General features: G+C 66.3%; 16 protein-coding genes and 1 tRNA gene. 6 read left to right on the top strand and 11 right to left on the bottom strand.

Annotated features, from left to right (window positions below; translation table 11 throughout):
• Nucleotides 1-41: 41 nt before the first annotated feature.
• The gene (gene ltaE / locus ACODSU_RS15175) at nucleotides 42-1,112 is read left to right on the top strand and encodes a low-specificity L-threonine aldolase (protein ID WP_488842890.1); all 1,071 of its coding nucleotides are present in this window, start codon (nucleotides 42-44) and stop codon (nucleotides 1,110-1,112) included.
• A gap of 6 nt (nucleotides 1,113-1,118) precedes the next feature.
• On the opposite strand, the gene ACODSU_RS15170 is transcribed toward ltaE, so the two are convergent.
• Complete coding sequence (locus ACODSU_RS15170) at nucleotides 1,119-1,838, bottom strand: YggS family pyridoxal phosphate-dependent enzyme (protein ID WP_291441962.1); 720 nt, start codon at nucleotides 1,836-1,838, stop codon at nucleotides 1,119-1,121.
• 37 nt (nucleotides 1,839-1,875) lie between these two features.
• Between ACODSU_RS15170 and ACODSU_RS15165 the strand changes: the two genes are divergently transcribed.
• From ACODSU_RS15165 to ACODSU_RS15150, 4 genes are all read left to right on the top strand, one after another.
• Complete coding sequence (locus ACODSU_RS15165; protein ID WP_015012257.1) at nucleotides 1,876-2,919, top strand: type IV pilus twitching motility protein PilT; 1,044 nt, start codon at nucleotides 1,876-1,878, stop codon at nucleotides 2,917-2,919.
• Nucleotides 2,920-2,986: 67 nt separating this feature from the next.
• Nucleotides 2,987-3,622 (top strand): Crp/Fnr family transcriptional regulator, encoded by a 636-nt coding sequence (locus ACODSU_RS15160; RefSeq protein ID WP_015012256.1) that lies wholly within the window; start codon nucleotides 2,987-2,989, stop codon nucleotides 3,620-3,622.
• A gap of 58 nt (nucleotides 3,623-3,680) precedes the next feature.
• Entirely contained in the window at nucleotides 3,681-4,817 is a 1,137-nt protein-coding gene (locus ACODSU_RS15155) for a PilT/PilU family type 4a pilus ATPase (protein ID WP_015012255.1), read from the top strand.
• 99 nt (nucleotides 4,818-4,916) lie between these two features.
• Nucleotides 4,917-5,831, top strand: a complete 915-nt coding sequence (locus tag ACODSU_RS15150) for an NAD(P)-dependent oxidoreductase (protein WP_488842887.1) — start codon at nucleotides 4,917-4,919, stop codon at nucleotides 5,829-5,831.
• A 127-nt stretch (nucleotides 5,832-5,958) separates the two neighbouring features.
• Here ACODSU_RS15150 and ACODSU_RS15145 read toward each other — a convergent pair whose 3' ends face one another.
• The 3 genes from ACODSU_RS15145 to ACODSU_RS15135 all read right to left on the bottom strand — a co-directional run bounded on the left by ACODSU_RS15145 (nucleotide 5,959) and on the right by ACODSU_RS15135 (nucleotide 7,721).
• On the bottom strand, nucleotides 5,959-6,624 hold the full coding sequence (locus ACODSU_RS15145) for a BON domain-containing protein (protein ID WP_015012253.1): 666 nt from the start codon (nucleotides 6,622-6,624) through the stop codon (nucleotides 5,959-5,961).
• The gene (locus ACODSU_RS15140) at nucleotides 6,621-7,220 is read right to left on the bottom strand and encodes an SIS domain-containing protein (protein WP_488842884.1); all 600 of its coding nucleotides are present in this window, start codon (nucleotides 7,218-7,220) and stop codon (nucleotides 6,621-6,623) included. Before ACODSU_RS15140 ends, ACODSU_RS15145 begins: the two co-directional genes overlap by 4 nt.
• A gap of 90 nt (nucleotides 7,221-7,310) precedes the next feature.
• Entirely contained in the window at nucleotides 7,311-7,721 is a 411-nt protein-coding gene (locus ACODSU_RS15135) for a YraN family protein (protein WP_309827194.1), read from the bottom strand.
• On the opposite strand from ACODSU_RS15135, the gene rsmI reads away from it, so the two are divergent.
• Nucleotides 7,721-8,650 carry a 16S rRNA (cytidine(1402)-2'-O)-methyltransferase gene (gene rsmI, locus ACODSU_RS15130; RefSeq protein ID WP_488842882.1) on the top strand — a complete coding sequence of 310 codons (930 nt, stop codon included), beginning with the start codon at nucleotides 7,721-7,723 and terminating at the stop codon, nucleotides 8,648-8,650. The two genes, ACODSU_RS15135 and rsmI, sit on opposite strands and share 1 nt — an antisense overlap.
• A 102-nt stretch (nucleotides 8,651-8,752) precedes the next feature.
• Here the strand turns inward: rsmI and ACODSU_RS15125 are convergent, their stop codons facing one another.
• From ACODSU_RS15125 to ACODSU_RS15095, 7 genes are all read right to left on the bottom strand, one after another.
• Nucleotides 8,753-10,006, bottom strand: coding sequence for an Hsp70 family protein (locus ACODSU_RS15125; protein ID WP_488842880.1), 1,254 nt, complete (start codon nucleotides 10,004-10,006; stop codon nucleotides 8,753-8,755).
• Nucleotides 10,007-10,178: 172 nt separating this feature from the next.
• Nucleotides 10,179-10,254, bottom strand: a tRNA-Phe gene (locus ACODSU_RS15120).
• A gap of 60 nt (nucleotides 10,255-10,314) precedes the next feature.
• Nucleotides 10,315-10,998, bottom strand: coding sequence for a response regulator (locus ACODSU_RS15115; protein WP_015012241.1), 684 nt, complete (start codon nucleotides 10,996-10,998; stop codon nucleotides 10,315-10,317).
• A gap of 42 nt (nucleotides 10,999-11,040) precedes the next feature.
• Nucleotides 11,041-13,335, bottom strand: coding sequence for a sensor histidine kinase (locus ACODSU_RS15110; RefSeq protein ID WP_488842878.1), 2,295 nt, complete (start codon nucleotides 13,333-13,335; stop codon nucleotides 11,041-11,043).
• Nucleotides 13,332-13,943, bottom strand: a complete 612-nt coding sequence (locus ACODSU_RS15105; protein ID WP_476016326.1) for a DUF4390 domain-containing protein — start codon at nucleotides 13,941-13,943, stop codon at nucleotides 13,332-13,334. The genes ACODSU_RS15110 and ACODSU_RS15105 overlap by 4 nt, the downstream gene beginning before the upstream one ends.
• 10 nt (nucleotides 13,944-13,953) lie before the next feature.
• On the bottom strand, nucleotides 13,954-15,282 hold the full coding sequence (gene rsmB / locus ACODSU_RS15100; protein WP_488842875.1) for a 16S rRNA (cytosine(967)-C(5))-methyltransferase RsmB: 1,329 nt from the start codon (nucleotides 15,280-15,282) through the stop codon (nucleotides 13,954-13,956).
• A gap of 159 nt (nucleotides 15,283-15,441) precedes the next feature.
• Nucleotides 15,442-16,050, bottom strand: a complete 609-nt coding sequence (locus ACODSU_RS15095) for a LemA family protein (RefSeq protein WP_060986606.1) — start codon at nucleotides 16,048-16,050, stop codon at nucleotides 15,442-15,444.
• Nucleotides 16,051-16,167 lie beyond the last annotated feature (117 nt).

Below are 16,167 nucleotides of genomic sequence, written 5' to 3'. Positions count from 1 at the left end.
GGTCATCGCATTCATTGACCCGACCCACAAGGACCGCGCCCATGCCCGACTTTCGCAGCGACACCGTCACCCAGCCCACGCCCGCCATGCGCGAGGCCATGTTCAAAGCCCCGCTGGGCGACGATGTGTTTGCCGACGACCCTTCGGTGAACGCACTGCAGGACCACGCGGCCGAGCTGTTGGGTTTTGAGGCGGCGTTGTTCGCCCCCTCCGGTACGCAAACCAACCTGATCGCGCTGTGGGGCCACTGTCAGCGCGGCGATGAGGCCATCGTGGGCCAGAGCTGGCACACCTACCGCTGGGAAGCAGGCGGCATGGCGGTGCTGGGCTCCATCCAGCCCCAGCCGGTGGAGACACAGCCGGACGGCACCCTGCGTCTGGCCGACATCGCCGCCGCCATCAAGCCCGACGACCCGCACTTTGCGCGCACCCGCCTGGTGGTGCTGGAGAACACCACCGGCGGCCAGGTGCTGCCGCCCGCCTACATCGCCGAGGTCGCACAGCTGGCGCGCAGCCGGGGGCTGGCCATGCACCTGGACGGCGCACGCATGTTCAACGCGGCCACGGCCAATGCCGCGCGCAACGGCACCGATGTTTACGACGAAGCGCGCGCGCTGTGCAGCCACTTTGATTCCGCATCGCTGTGCCTGAGCAAGGGCCTGGGCGCGCCCGTGGGCTCGCTGGTGCTGGGCTCGCGCGACTTCATCCGGCAGGCGCGCCGCACCCGCAAGATTTTGGGCGGTGGCATGCGGCAGGCGGGCGTGCTGGCGGCTGCCGGCCACTATGCGCTGCAACACCATGTGCGGCGCCTGACGGAAGACCACGCCCGCCTGGACCGTCTGGCCCAAGGGCTGGCCGAAGCCAACCGCAGCCACCCAGCGCTGCAGGGCAAGATCACCGTGCTGCCATGGCAAACCAATATTCTGTTCACGGATCTGCATGCAGAGGTGGCGCCCGCCTTCACCGCGTGGCTGGCGCAGCACGGCGTGCGCGTGACCAGCAGCCTGTATGGCGGCGCGACCCGGCTGCGCTGGGTGACGCACCTGGATGTGAGCGAGGCGGATGTGACAGCGGCGCTGGACTGCGTGGCGAGCTTCAGGCTGCCAGGCTGAACCCGCTCAAGCGGCGGGGTAGGTCCGTCCACCAAACACCCCGGTGCCCACGCGCACCAGGGTGCTGCCTGCCTGGATGGCGGCCTCCAGGTCGGCCGTCATGCCCAAAGACAGAGTGTCGAAGTGCTCCAGGCCCGGCACCTCCAGCGCAGCCATCTGATCAAACAGTGCTCTGGCGCTCCTGTGGATAGCCAGTTGCGCTTCAAATTCAGGAGCATGGTCTGGAATGCTCATGAGCCCCCGCACCACCAGCCGTGGCAGTTTTGCGACAGCGCGCACCAGGTCCAGGGCCTCGGCAGGCGACACGCCCGACTTGGTGGGGCCTCCGTCGATGTTGACCTGGATACATATCTGTAGCGGCGGCAGGTGATCGGGCCGCTGGGCCGACAGGCGCTCTGCGATCTTGAGCCGGTCCACCGTGTGCACCCAGTCGAAGTGCTCGGCCACCGGGCGCGTCTTGTTGCTCTGGATGGGGCCAATGCAGTGCCACTGCAGCGCTGCGCCGGGCAAGGCCGCCCGCACGGCAGCGATCTTGTCCACGCCTTCCTGGATGTAGTTCTCGCCAAAGGCGCGCTGGCCTGCGGCCACTGCCTCCAGCACCGCCTCGGCGCCAAAGGTTTTGGAAACGGCCAGCAGGCCCACCTGGGCCGGGTCGCGCCCGGCGGCCTGGCACGCCTGGGCGATCCTGCCCATAACCTGTTGGAGGTTGTTAGCAATCGTGGTCATAATGTTTGATAAGCGTACCAAACGATAGAGGGACTCCGTGGACATTACCCAATTGCTCGCGTTCAGCGTGAAGAACAAGGCCTCCGACCTGCACCTCTCCGCCGGTCTGCCGCCCATGATCCGGGTCCACGGCGACGTGCGGCGCATCAACGTCGATGCGCTGGACCACAAGACGGTGCACGCCATGGTGTACGACATCATGAGCGACGCCCAGCGCAAGACGTATGAAGAGTTCCTGGAGGTGGACTTTTCGTTCGAGATCGAAGGCCTGGCCCGTTTCCGCGTCAACGCCTTCAACCAGAACCGGGGCGCGGCCGCCGTGTTCCGGACGATTCCAAGCAAGATCCTCACGCTGGAACAGCTCAACGCCCCCAAGATCTTCGGCGACCTGGCCTTGAAGCCACGGGGCCTGGTGCTGGTGACCGGCCCCACGGGCTCGGGCAAGTCCACCACGCTGGCCGCCATGGTCAATTACCTCAACGAATCCGAGTACGGCCACATCCTCACGGTGGAAGACCCGATCGAATTCGTGCACGAGTCCAAGAAGTGCCTTATCAACCAGCGTGAAGTCGGCCCGATGACGCTGTCGTTTGCGGCGGCCCTGAAGTCTGCACTGCGTGAAGACCCGGACGCCATTCTGGTGGGCGAAATGCGCGACCTGGAAACCATCCGCCTGGCCATGACGGCCGCGGAAACGGGCCACTTGGTGTTCGGCACACTGCACACATCGAGCGCCGCCAAGACCATCGACCGGATCATCGACGTGTTCCCGGCAGAAGAAAAGGAAATGGTCCGCGCGATGCTGTCCGAATCGCTGCAGGCCGTGATCTCGCAGACGCTGTGCAAGACCAAGGACGGCTCCGGCCGCGTGGCCGCGCACGAGATCATGCTGGGCACCAGCGCCATCCGCAACCTGATCCGCGAGGCCAAGGTGGCGCAGATGTACTCGACCATCCAGACCAGCAACAGCGTGGGCATGCAGACGCTGGACCAGAACCTGACCGACCTGGTGCGCCGCAACATCATCAGCCCGGCCGAAGCACGCAGCAAGGCCAAGATCCCCGAGAACTTCCCCGGCTGAGCCCCCGACAGCACACACCCATGAACGACTTTGCGGCCCCTGCAGGCGCCGCATACCGGAGCGCGATATGAAAGGCATTTTGAGCCTTCTGAAAATGAAAGCCCGCAGCGGCAAGCCATCGGACGACCACACGGACTCCGTGCTGTTCTCCACCGCGTTTGCGGGCCAGGGGGTGGATGACTCCATGCTGGTGCCCTGGGAGGCCCGTGCTGTGGAAGTGGGTGCCAAGCGCCTGCCCACCAGCCGGGGCGGCAAGCTGCTGCAAGGCCTGTGGGCCAAGGACAAGTACATGGCGCACCTCGACAAGGACGCCGTGGAGCGCATGGAGCGCTTTTTTGAGTTTGCGGCCGTCCCCTCCAACCGCGACGTGATCCGCCAGGACGAGTACGGCAACTTCATGGTGGTGCTGCTCACCGGCACCATCGCCGTGGACCGCGTGCAGCCCTGGGGCGAGCAGCTGCGTCTGGCCGAGACACGTCCTGGTGACATCCTGGGCGAGATGTCGCTGCTGGACAGCGGCATCCGCTTTTCGGCCTGCACCACGCTGACCGACTGCGAGATCGCCGTGCTGTCGGCCGAGGCCATGGACGACATGATGACCAAGGACCCGCAACTGGCCGCCAGCCTGATTGCCCTGCTGGCGCGCAAGCTGTCGCTGCGCCTGCGCGTGGTAAGCGCGCGCCTGAGCGACAACCAGAAATGATGCACCTATCCACGACACAAGATCGTCCGGCAGACGACCACCCCCGGGAGAACTTCTGATGGAACGCGATCAGGCCAGTAAATTCATTAATGACCTGCTCAAGCTGATGGTGAGCCGCAATGGCAGCGACTTGTTCATCACGGCAGAGTTTCCACCCGCCATCAAGGTCGATGGCAAGGTGACCAAGGTGTCGCCGCAGCCGCTCACGCCCAACCACACGCTGACGCTGGCGCGCGCCATCATGAGCGACAAGCAGGTGGCCGACTTCGAGCGCACGAAAGAGTGCAACTTCGCCATCTCGCCCGCCGGCATCGGGCGCTTCCGCGTCAACGCCTTCATCCAGCAGGGCAAGGTGGGTATGGTGCTGCGGACCATTCCGCTCACACTGCCGACCATTGACGGCCTGGGCGTGCCACAGGTGCTCAAGGAGGTGACGATGACCAAACGCGGCCTGTGCATCCTGGTGGGTGCCACGGGCTCGGGCAAATCCACCACGCTGGCCGCCATGGTGGACTGGCGCAACGAGAACTCGTTCGGCCACATCATCACGGTGGAAGACCCTATCGAATTTGTGCACCCGCACAAGAACTGCGTGGTCACGCAGCGCGAAGTGGGGCTGGACACCGACAGCTGGGAAGCCGCCCTGAAGAACACGTTGCGGCAGGCGCCCGACGTGATCCTGATGGGCGAAATCCGCGACCGCGAGACCATGGAACATGCGGTGGCGTTTGCCGAAACCGGGCACTTGTGCCTGGCCACGCTGCACGCCAACAGCGCCAACCAGGCGCTGGACCGGATCATCAACTTCTTCCCTGAAGAACGCCGCGCCCAGTTGCTGATGGACCTGTCGCTCAACCTGCGCGCCATGATCTCGCAGCGCCTGATCCCCAAGCAGGACGGCAAGGGCCGCGCTGCGGCGGTGGAGGTGATGCTCAACACCCCGCTGATCTCCGACCTGATCTTCAAGGGCGAGGTCTCCGAAATCAAGGAGATCATGAAGAAGAGCCGCAACCTGGGCATGCAGACCTTCGACCAGGCGTTGTTCGATGCCTACGAGGCCAACGTCATCAGCTACGAAGACGCGCTGCGCAATGCCGACTCGCTCAACGACCTGCGCCTGCAGATCAAGCTCAACAGCCAGCGCGCCAAGTCGCCCGACCTGGCGCAGGGCACCGAGCATTTCGCGATCGTGTGACGCCAGAGCAAGCTCCACAAGCCTTCGCCCCGCTTCACCCGCCCTTCTGGGCGGGTTTTCGTTTTGACCCATACTTTCAGTTCATCACGCGATCACACCATGCCAAGCACCAATCCCCGCAATTACGACGCAACCCCTTCCCGCAAGGTCGCCTTTCTGGGCCTGGGCGTGATGGGCTACCCCATGGCTGGCCACCTGGCGCTGGCCGGTCATGAAGTCACGGTGTACAACCGCACCGCTACCAAATCTGCAGCATGGTGCGCAGAATATGCGGGCACCAAAGCCCCCAATCATGCAGCGACGCCCCGCGAGGCGGCCGCAGGCGCCGACATCGTGTTCTGCTGTGTGGGCAATGACGACGACCTGCGCTCCGTGACGCTGGGCGCGGACGGCGCCTTTGCCGGGATGAAGCCCGGCGCCATTTTTGTGGACCACACCACCGCATCGGCCGAGGTGGCGCGCGAGCTGTACGCTGCTGCCCAAGCCTTGGGCCTGCAGTTTGTGGATGCCCCCGTGTCGGGCGGCCAGGCGGGCGCACAGAACGGCATGCTCACGGTGATGTGCGGCGGTGATGCCGCTGCCTTCGAGGCCGCTCAGCCCGTGGCCATGGCGTTCTCGCGCGCCTTCACGCTGCTGGGCGCCAGCGGCTCGGGCCAGCTGGCCAAAATGGTCAACCAGATCTGCATCGCCGGGCTGGTGCAGGCCCTGTCAGAAGCCGTGGCGTTTGGCCAGAACGCCGGGCTGGACATGAAGCGGGTGCTGGACGTGATAGGCAAGGGCGCGGCCCAGAGCTGGCAGATGGACAACCGTGGCAAGACCATGGTGGACGGCAAGTTCGACTTCGGTTTTGCGGTGGACTGGATGCGCAAGGACCTGGGCCTGGTGCTGGATGAAGCCAAGCGCAACGGATCGCGCGTGCCCGTGACGGCGCTGGTGGACCAGTTCTACGCCGATGTGCAGAAGATGGGCGGCAACCGCTGGGATACGTCCAGTCTGATTCAGCGCTTGAAGTAACCCAGCAACCACCGGCGACGTGTGGCAGAGCAGCGGAGCGGCGGGCTCCCACGCTACACACCAATAAAAAAGTCCCAGACCACGCGCTGCGGCCTGGGACTTGGACCCTACGGTCTGATGCTCGGCCTTAGCCGCCAGCCGGCTTTGTGTCCGTGGTGACTGGCGCAGGCTGCGGCGCGATGCGGCGCAGTTCTTCTTCCGAAACGATCTCAAACACGCGCACCACCTTGCGCACATCGGTCACACCCCGGGCGATGTCCGTGGCGCGGTTGGCCTCACGCTGCGACACACGGCCCATCAGGTAAACGGTGTTGCGCTCCGTCACCACCTTGAAGGAGTTGGCCGAGATGTCCTGCGCATCCACCAGGCTCGCACGCACCTTGCCAGTGATGAAGGTGTCCGTGGACCGCTGGCTCAGCGTGGAAGGGGGCATCACGGCCAGATCGTTGACGACCGAGCGCACATTTTCCACCTGCGACACCATCTGCTCCACCGCTTGGCGGTCCTGGGCCGTGGCGACTTCACCGGTCAGCAATGCCTGGCGGTTGTAGCTGGTCACATTGACGTGGGCCCGGTCGCCCAGGGTCTCGCGGATGCGATTGGCAGCGCGCAGCTCGATGCCTTCGTCTTCGATCTGGGTGCCGGCCGTGCGGCGGTCTACCGCCATCACGCCGCCGACCACGGCGCCGCCCACGATCAGGGGCGCGCAGGCCGATAGTGCCGCCGCCAGCGTGGCGGCAGCCAGGGCAGTGCCCACCACGCGGCGGGTGCGGTTCAGGGTTGTCGGGGTCATAGTGGAATCTCCTGTTCACCAAGTAACTGTGCGTCCACGCCGTCGCTGAGGCAGTGCAGCACCAGCGTGTGGACTTCGCGCACGCGTGCCGCACGGTCGTGGGGCACACTGATCAAGACGTCGGTCTCCCGCAGCATGGCGGCCAGCTTGCCGCCGGCGCGGCCCGCCAGCACCACCACCGTCATGTCGCGCTCGTGCGCGGCCTCGGTGGCGGCCAGCAGGTTGGGGTCGTTGCCATGCACCGTCAGGGCCAGCAGCACATCACCCGCCTGGCCCAGGGCGCGCACCTGGCGCGCAAACTGCTGGGTGGCATCGTGGCTGCCCGCAGCCGCCGTGAGCAGCGTGTTGTCAGAGGTGAGCGCCAGCGCGGCCAGCTCGGGGCGTTCGCGTTCAAAGCCCGCCACGCAGAAGGCGGCAAACTGCTGCGCCTCGGCGGCCGATGGGCCATTGCCACAGGCCAGCACCTTGCCGCCGCTGGTCACGCAGGCCAGCACGGCCTGTACGGCAGCGGCAATAGGGTGGCTCAGGGTTTGCGCGGCCTGGTACTTCAGGTCGGCGCTGTCGATGAAATGCTGTTGGATGCGTTGCTCAAGCATGAGGGCCCGATGATACCCGCCGCGTGTTACAGCTTTTGTAGCAAAGGGTAGCCACCTGCATTGCGCTGGCGGCCAGCGGGTCGCATGCCGCTACTGCGCATCGAACGCTGCCTTGATCCACTGCACGCCCTCCTCCACCAGCACCACATCAAAACGGCAGGGCGGTGGCGACGGCAAGCGCATCAGGTAGTGCCGTGCGGCAAAGATGATGCGCTGCTGCTTGGTCGCGCTGATGCTGGCCCCGGCGCCGCCGAAACCGCCGTGCGTGCGGCTGCGCACCTCCACAAACACCAGGGTGCCGTCCCGGTCGCGCATCACCAGATCAATCTCGCCCCCACCGCGCCCAGGCGTCCGATAATTGCGCACCGCCAGTTGCAGGCCAGCCGCCTGCAGATGGGCCAAGGCCTGATCCTCTGCCGCATTGCCCCGATCGCGCGTGGTGGCTTTTTTGGCAACCCCTGGGTTGGCAGCGGCGGGTGGTCTTTTTCCAAGGAAATTCATTGAGCGCATCTTTCGCTTCAGCCCAGAGCGCGGCGCACGACGCCGCCGCTGCGCAGCATTATCCGCAGGGCGCGCTGTATGTAGTGGCCACGCCCATCGGCAACCTCGCCGACATCACCCTGCGGGCCCTGCACGTGCTGCAGCTGGCCGACACGGTGGCTTGCGAGGACACGCGCCACACGCAGTCCATGCTGCGCGCCTACGGCATCGACAAGAGCGCCAGCCAGTTGCTGGCCGTGCACCAGCACAACGAGGCCGAAGCCGCGCAGAACGTGGTGCACCGGCTGCAGCAAGGCCAGCGCGTGGCCTATGTGAGCGACGCAGGCACTCCCGGCGTGAGCGACCCCGGCGCACGCCTGGTGGCTGCCGTGCAGGCCGCAGGCCTGCGCGCCGTACCGCTGCCGGGCGCGAGCAGCATCACCACCGCACTGAGCGTGGCTGGTGCCGTGGCCCACAGCACCGAGCATGGCGGCTTTGTGTTTGCAGGCTTCCTGCCCGTCAAGAACGCGGAGCGTGCCAATGTGATTGCGCAACAGCTCGCCCACGAACCCCGGTGCGTGGTGCTGCTCGAAGCCCCGCACCGCATCGGCGAACTGGCCCAAGCCCTGGCCGTGCTGGGCGAGCGCCCCGTCACCCTGGCGCGCGAGCTGACCAAGCAGTTTGAAGAAGTCACCACCCAACCCGCGCAGGCGCTGACGGCGTGGCTGGACGGGTCGCCCCAGCGCTCGCGCGGCGAGTTTGTGGTGCTGCTGCACCCGGTGCCCGTGGTCAGCGACGCGGGCGACAGCCACCGCGTGCTGCGCCTGTTGCTGGCCGAGCTGCCCCTGAAGACCGCCGTGCGCCTGGCCGCCGAGATCACAGGCGCATCGCGCAACGTGCTGTACGACACCGCGCTGGAGTGGAAGCGCCAGGACGGTGAGCAGGGCTGACGCCAGGTGCTTTCTGGGCGGCGTTTTGGGCGTTTTCGGGCGGTAGCGCTAGTGCAACATGCCCTGATAGCTATTTAATTGATAGCAACCCGAAATGCGTGTCTACCGCGACACCGCCAGGCCCGCAGCCACCCCGCCGAACAGATCACCCTCCACCTGCGGGATCGCCGGAAACGCCGTGCGCAGCGCCTGCCGCAAGGGTCGCAGCGCTGACGAGCCCCCGGTCAGGTAGATCGCGTCCACCCCCCCATCGTCCAGGCCCGCCCGTTGCAGGCAGTCGCGGGCGCAAGCCACCACCTGGTCCAGTGGCTGCGCCAGGGACTGAGCCAATCCGGGCGGCGTGACCGCGGCGCTGAGCCCGGCCTCGACCCAATCCAGCGGCATGGGCGCCTCGGCATCGGCCAGCGAAGCCGCGATCTTGGCCTGCTCCACCGTGTTGGCCAGGCGGTGGCCCAGCCGCTCGTTCAGCACCCGCATCAGCCGGGCGTGCAACGCGGCGTCGGCATAGTCGGTGCGCAGGTTCTGCGCGTCGCGCAGTGCGCGCGGCGAATACAGCCACTGGATCAGGTGCCAGGTCGAGAGATCAAAAAACACACGGCTGGGCACCTCACGCCCCGACGGGCCGATGTGGCGAAAGCCCAGCAGCGGCATGAGCAGGTCCAGGCTCAGGCGCCGGTCAAAGTCCGTGCCGCCGATGTGCACGCCGGTCGTGGCCAGTACGTCGCTGCTGCGATCGGCCCGAGCCATGCGCTCGGGGCCCAGGCGCACCACGGTGAAGTCCGAGGTGCCGCCGCCAATGTCCACTACCAGCACCAGCGACTCGCGGTCGATGCGCTGCTCGTAGTCCAGCGCGGCAGCGATGGGCTCGAACTGAAAACTCACGTTCTCGAACCCTGCCGACAGCGCGGCCTGGCGCAGCGCGTCCTCAGCCTGCTGATCGCGCGCGGCATCGCCGTCCACAAAATGCACCGGCCGCCCCATCACCACCCGCGCGGGCATGCCACCCAGCGCGTCACGGGCCTTCTGCGCCAGCATCCGCAAGAAGAGCCCGATGATGTCCTGGTAGCTGACCATTTGGTTGTGCACCGCCGTTTTGTCCTGCAGCAGCGCACTGCCCAGCAGGCTCTTGAGCGAGCGCATCAGCCGCCCTTCGGTACCCGCCAGGTACTGCGCCACCGCATCGCGCCCAAAGTGCGTGCGCTGGTCTTCAGCGTTGAAGAACAGCGCCGTGGGCAGCGTAGGCGCATCCCCCTCCAGCGCCACCATTCGCGACAGGCTCGCCCCTTGCCGTACCGCCATCGCGGAATTGGAAGTGCCAAAGTCGATACCAAGCGTGACGTCCTGCAGAAGGGGCATGGGAGAAGTGGGGAGAGAGACAAAAGGAAATGCAGCGCGGTGGCTGGCAGCAGTGCACCCGGGCCACGCACAGCAGGGCTGCAGGGTGCAATACAGGCTTTGCGGGCGTGACCCGCGTTGGCGGCACGCAATTGAAAAAGCCCTTGATTTTTGCAAATCAAGGGCTTTTGTTTGGTGGCCTGGGGCGGAATCGAACCACCGACACAAGGATTTTCAATCCTCTGCTCTACCGACTGAGCTACCGGGCCTGAGCCTCAAATTATAGCCAGAAAAAACAGTGCTTCTAGCAAAAGGCACAAATTAATTGATCAGCCACGCTTACCGCGCCCCAGATCCACGCCCAGCTGGCGCAGCTTGCGGTACAGGTGGGTGCGCTCCAGGCCCGTTTTTTCGGCAACGCGCGTCATGGAGCCGCCTTCGCGGGCCAGGTGGAATTCGAAGTAGGCCTTCTCGAACCCGTCGCGGGCTTCGCGCAGGGGGCGGTCCAGGTCGAAGCCCTGGTGGGCGTGCGGGCCGGGGTCCACCCCGGCCATCACCGCCGAAACGGCTGGCAGCTGCGAAAAGGTCGGGTCAGCCGGGGCGGCTGCGGGCGCAGCGACGGCGGCCACGGGCGCGGCTTGGTGGGCGGCATTGCGGGCCAGGCCCTGCTCCACGGCCTTGAGCAGCTTTTGCAGGGTGATGGGCTTTTCGAGGAATGAGAAGGCGCCGATGCGCGTGGCCTCCACCGCCGTATCGATGGTGGCATGGCCACTCATCATGATGACCGGCATGGTGAGCACGCCCGCCGTCGCCCATTCCTTGAGCAGCGAGACGCCGTCAGTGTCGGGCATCCAGATGTCCAGCAGTACCAGGTCATAGCTGTTGCCTGCCCGGGCGGCTCGGGCCTGGGTCGCATTTTCCGCGAGGTCTACGCTGTGACCTTCGTCGTTCAGTATTTCCGACAGCAGATCACGAATGCCGAGCTCATCGTCGACCACCAGAATGTTTGCCATGTGTGTTGAAGCGCCTTGGGGAGGTACTGCGGGGCGGTGTTGTTATGACGCCACCGCTGGTTCAGGGGCGAATGATAACGACACTTGGGCGCCGCGCACCACGTCGTTTTCGGTGCGGTTGGACAGTTCGATGCGCGCTCCGTGCTCATCTGCGATCTTTTTGACCACGGCCAAACCGAGGCCAGTGCCACGCGGCTTGGTGGTGACATAGGGTTCGAACGCGCGCTGCAGGATGTGCGACGGAAAGCCCCCGCCGCTGTCCGACACAGTGAGCCGTACGCGCCGTGACGATTCGCTCCAGCGGGTGCTGATGCGCACCGGCGGCACGGGCTCAAGCGCCCCAGCGCGGGCCTGTTCGGTGGAGTCCTGGGCGTTCTGCAGCAGGTTGTGCACGACCTGGCGCAGTTGCTGCGCATCGCCCGCAATCCAGGGGCAGCGCGGGTCCAGCTCAGCCTCTACAGGCACGGTGGCGTTTTCTGCACCATATAAATGAAGCACGTCGGCGACCAGTGCATTGAGGTCCAAAGCATGCAGTTCGGCCGCAGGCAAGCGTGCGTAATCGCGGAACTCGTTGACCAGCCGTTTCATGGCATCGACCTGGTCCACGATGGTCTTGACGGACTTGGCGAGGATGGCCTGTTCAGCGTCCGGCAGCTTGCCCGAGAGCTTCATTTCAAGCCGCTCGGCCGACAGCTGGATGGGGGTCAGCGGGTTCTTGATTTCGTGCGCCAGCCGGCGCGCCACCTCGCCCCAGGCCTGCGCACGCTGGGCCGAAACGATCTCCGAAATGTCGTCAAAAACCAACAGTCGGGTGGCATCGGGCAGCTCAGCGCCCCGTGCGACCAGGCTGGTGGCGTGTTGCCCGGCGCCGCCGGAGGAGGCATGCAACTCGAATGGCTGCTGCCAATGGTCCAGGCCGTGCCGTTCGTGGTCCCCCAGAAACGCGTCGAAATGGCCCTGGACCGACGCGGCAAACTCCGCCAGGCCCGGCACTTCAGACAGTGGCCGCCCTTCATAAGCGGCCATGGGGGCGCGCAGGATGCGGGTGGCACCCGGGTTGGAGGAGCGGATCAGCCCTTGCGCGTCCAGCACGATGACGCCCGCCGTGAGGTTGTCCAGAATGGTCTGCAGGTTGGCGCGGGAGGCATCAACCTCGCCCATGCTCTGCTCCACCGCCTGGCGTGCGTCCGCCAGTTGCTGGGTCATGAGCGCGAACGAGCGTGTGAGCCCCCCCAGCTCGTCCTTGCTTTGCAAAGCGGCCTTAGGACTCAGATTGCCCGCCGCCACCTCGCGCACCCCTTCGGCCAGCACCAGCAGGGGCCGGGCCAGCTGGTTGCCCAGCAGCACCGCCAGCAGTACCGCGCCAAACACGGCCAGAAACAGGCTGAGCGTCAGCGTGCCCACATACATGCGCCGCAACCCGCCCCGGGCCAGCGCACGCTCCTGGTATTCGCGGTTGGCTTCCTGCACGGCAATGGCATTGGCAACGAGGGCGGGCGGCAGGGGCAAGGTGGCCTGCAAGTAGCGCGGCTCCATCAACAGGCCCACGCTGGGGCTGCTGACCAGGGCCAGCACCTTGACCCGAGCGTTCTGCGCGGCGGCCGGATCCGCAATGTCGTCCAGCCCTTCGATCTGCGCGGTGGCGCGCTGCTGGCGCGCCGTGCGCAGCAAGGCCGCGCCGGGCCGCTCGGGGTTCAGGCTGAAACGCGACTGCCCTGCGCTGGCGACCGCCTGGCCGGACGCGTTCCAGAGCACCACGTCGGTCGCGCCCAGCTGGTCGCGAATGCGCTCCAGCACCAGGCCCGCAGCGGCATCGGGCACCTGGGCCACCTGCGCACTGGCGTTGCGGGTTTTGGCGGCCATGTCTGTGGCCAGCGAGTCCAGGGACACACGGGCCAGGTTGACGCCCGCCGACAGCGCCCCCTCCACCTTCACGTCGAACCAGCTTTCGATGGAGCGCGTGACGAACTGGTAAGACACCACATAGATCAGCAGCCCCGGCATGAGCCCCACCAGCGCAAAGATGGCCGCCAGCTTGACCAGCAGGCGGCTGCCAAAGCGCCCCTTGCGCAGGCGCAGGCCCAGGCGCACCGCCACCCAGCCCAGCACCAGCAGCAGCAGCAACGCCACAAACACGTTGACGCCAAACAGCCAGGCGTAGTTGCGCTCGTACAGCACGCGGTTGTTGGTGGCCAGCGTCAGCAAGAACAGCAGCACCAGACCGATGGCCGACATGATGGCCGCCCCGACGCCCACGGCCCAGCTCACTGCGCGGGACTGGCGGGCGGTGGCGTGGGTGGATGCCGAAACGCCGGTGGTCGGGGGGGAAGTGCTCACTTGGCAGGCTCTGCGCCCAGGCGCTGGCTGCGGGAGACCAGCAGGTTCCAGCCCGACCGGCCCACCGCGCCAATCTGGAAGGGACGGGGCAACTGTGAGATGTCGAGGCGGAAGCGGAAGTTCACCGTATGCACGGCATCAGACTCGATCACATCGCGCTCAGCAATCTTCCAGCGTGAAAACCGCTGAATCGACGACAGGGCGTCGGCGTAATTGTCAAAGTTCTGACCCAGCACCACCCCCAGCCCGCTGTTGGTGAAAGGCGTGGAGGAGATGTTGAGACGCCAACGGCGGGTGAGCGGCTGGTAGCTCAGGCGGAAGTACCGGGTGGTCTCGGCCACCTGCCGGTCGGACCAGTACCAGCGGTCGCGCAGCACCTGGGCATCCGCCACGAAGAACATGGGAATGCCTTTTTGCAAGGCGTCTTCGGCCAGCTCGGGCAGTTCGAATTGCAGGTTGGCACTGAGGTACAGGCCATCGTCCCCGCGCTCCAGGCGCAGGTCGCCCACCTCGGAGGACGCGGCCTGGGCCGCCCCAGCCTGCGGCACCCCGCAAAGCACCGTCCCCCAAAACAGCACAAACCATGCGCACAGCCACCACCAGCGCATGCCCCGTGGCTCATTGCGCCGATTTTTGCAACAGTGCGTAAAAAAAGCCGTCGTGGTCACCGGTCAGATTGTCCGGGACAGCCCCGCCCTTGTCCGCGTTGCCGGGAATTAAATGGCCCGGCGACGGCAGCAATTGCGCATCGGTGTTGTGTGCAAGAAACGTTTGCACCTGGGCATCGCCCTCTGCCCGGAAGACGGAACAGGTGCAATACAGCAGGCGTCCTCCGGGCCGCAACAGCGGCCACAGGGCCTTGAGCAGGGCCGCCTGCAGCGTCGCCAACTGGGCGATGTCGGACTCACGGCGCAGCCAGCGCACATCCGGGTGGCGCCGTACGATGCCGGACGCTGTGCAGGGTGCGTCAAGCAGGATGGCGTCGAACAGCACCCCGCCACACTCTGACTGCCACCAGTCTTGCGGGCGTGCCGCATCGGCCACCAGGACCTGGGCCTTCAGCCCGAGGCGCTCCAGAGTGTCACCAATACGTGCGCTGCGCGTGGCATCGATCTCCAGCGCCGTGACCTGCAGGGGAGACTGCGGTCCCGCCATCTCCAGCAGGTGCGCTGTCTTGCCGCCGGGGGCGGCACAGGCATCGAGCACGCGCAGGGGCTGGCTCAGGTCCAACCCTTGCAGCAGCAAAGGCGCCGCCTGTTGGGCAGCGGCGTCCTGCACGGATACCCAGCCCTCGGCAAAGTACGGCAGCGACTGCACGGGCACCGCCTGGTGCAGGGCGACACCGTGCTCACCCACGGCAGATGCTTCTAAATTAATAGCATCCAAGGCATGTAGATATTGCGCTACTGTGCATTTTTGTTCATTGACCCGCAGCACCATGGGTGCGTGGGCATTGTTGGCCTGCAGGATCTGCTCCCAGTGCTGGGGGTGGTCCTTGCGCAGGCGCTGCACCCACCAGGCCGGATGGTTCCAGCGCGCCACGGGGTCGTTGTCGGTGGCCGCCACCAGGGCGTCGCGCTCGCGCAGAAAGCGGCGCAGGCAGCCGTTGATGAACGAGGCCTGCGCGCGCGTGGCCGGGTGGTGCTTGGCCGCCTCCACCGCCTGGTTCACCAGGGTGAACGGTTCGTAGGGCGAGGCCTGTGGGTCCCAGCACAGCGCCAGCGCGCTACACAGCAGCGCATCGACGGCGGGTGCGGGGGCGCGGGCGGCCAGCTGTCGGCGCAGGGCCTCGGCCCGCCCGGCCTGGCGCAAGACCTGGAACAACAAGGCCTGCACACCGGGGCGCAGCGCAGCATCCACCGCCGCCAGTGCTGTTGTGCCCGACTGCCCGCCACGGATTGCCTGCAAGGCGCCCGCCACTGCCGTGAGCAACCGCCACAGGGGCACGGGCGCGCCCCCCGCAGAAGACGCTGGACCCGGCCTTTGCACCGCAGAACCCGCCTGCGGAGATGACCCAGAGGCTGGGCGCGCCGGACGCGGCGCGTTGCCAGCAGCGCGGCGCGGGCGGTGGTGGGGAGGTGGAGTCATCGTGATCCTGACAACGGGTTACAGCGCACGGGCCGCCTTGAAGCCAAACACCCTGGCCAGCAGGCTGGCCGGAAACTGGGCGATGGCGGCGTTGTACTGCACCACGGCCTCGTTGAATACGCGAATCGCCTGTTCGTTTTGCACCGCATGTTCCTCCCAACGGACCTGCCACACGGACAGGCCCACGGGAACAGCCCCGGGTGCCCCCGTACCAGCATCGACAGCCGGGGTCAGCGCTGTGGGCTGGACGGGGTCGGCCAGCAATTTCTGCAAGGCCGTGGCCCAGGTCGCGCGCAGCACCTCACGGGCAGCCGCCAACGCCGCCACCGCATCGCCCTGCAACGGGCGGGCGCGCGCTACGGCCAGCGAGGCACTGAATTGCGTCACGGCGCCCTGCAGCGCAGCCAGCTCTTGCGCCCCGGCATCGGCCAGCAAGCTGCCGCGCTGTACTGTCTGCGCCGCCCCGAACTCGCCGAGCAAGGCCACCAGCCGCACCATGTGCGCGTCAAAACTGCCGAACGACTGCACGACAGCCGAGCGCAGGCGCATCAGACGGTTGTAGGCCCCCAGGGCCCAGAACAGAAAGACGGCGAAAGCAATCCAGAAAAGGGGCGACGACCACAGCATGCGCAGTTGCCGGAGCAGATGCGGCTGCACCCGTTCCGGCCCGAAAAACAGAAGATTGAAACAAACGACGGACGGTGAAAAGACACACGTCCATCAAAAACGCCCCCGGCCTGCCTG

Source organism: Acidovorax sp. FG48 (assembly GCF_057809085.1).
This window is presented reverse-complemented; position numbering and strand designations above follow the sequence as displayed.

Bases quoted from the DNA above. Each gene is read 5' to 3' on its own strand.
- ACODSU_RS15160 (WP_015012256.1), top strand. From the start codon at position 2,987: ATGAAAGGCATTTTGAGCCTTCTGAAAATGAAAGCCCGCAGCGGCAAG.
- ACODSU_RS15105 (WP_476016326.1), bottom strand. From the start codon at position 13,943: ATGCGCTGGTGGTGGCTGTGCGCATGGTTTGTGCTGTTTTGGGGGACG.
- ACODSU_RS15140 (WP_488842884.1), bottom strand. From the start codon at position 7,220: ATGCTTGAGCAACGCATCCAACAGCATTTCATCGACAGCGCCGACCTG.
- ACODSU_RS15145 (WP_015012253.1), bottom strand. From the start codon at position 6,624: ATGACCCCGACAACCCTGAACCGCACCCGCCGCGTGGTGGGCACTGCC.
- ACODSU_RS15135 (WP_309827194.1), bottom strand. From the start codon at position 7,721: ATGAATTTCCTTGGAAAAAGACCACCCGCCGCTGCCAACCCAGGGGTT.
- ACODSU_RS15125 (WP_488842880.1), bottom strand. From the start codon at position 10,006: ATGCCCCTTCTGCAGGACGTCACGCTTGGTATCGACTTTGGCACTTCC.
- ACODSU_RS15095 (WP_060986606.1), bottom strand. From the start codon at position 16,050: ATGCTGTGGTCGTCGCCCCTTTTCTGGATTGCTTTCGCCGTCTTTCTG.
- ACODSU_RS15115 (WP_015012241.1), bottom strand. From the start codon at position 10,998: ATGGCAAACATTCTGGTGGTCGACGATGAGCTCGGCATTCGTGATCTG.
- ACODSU_RS15170 (WP_291441962.1), bottom strand. From the start codon at position 1,838: ATGACCACGATTGCTAACAACCTCCAACAGGTTATGGGCAGGATCGCC.
- ltaE (WP_488842890.1), top strand. From the start codon at position 42: ATGCCCGACTTTCGCAGCGACACCGTCACCCAGCCCACGCCCGCCATG.
- ACODSU_RS15150 (WP_488842887.1), top strand. From the start codon at position 4,917: ATGCCAAGCACCAATCCCCGCAATTACGACGCAACCCCTTCCCGCAAG.
- ACODSU_RS15155 (WP_015012255.1), top strand. From the start codon at position 3,681: ATGGAACGCGATCAGGCCAGTAAATTCATTAATGACCTGCTCAAGCTG.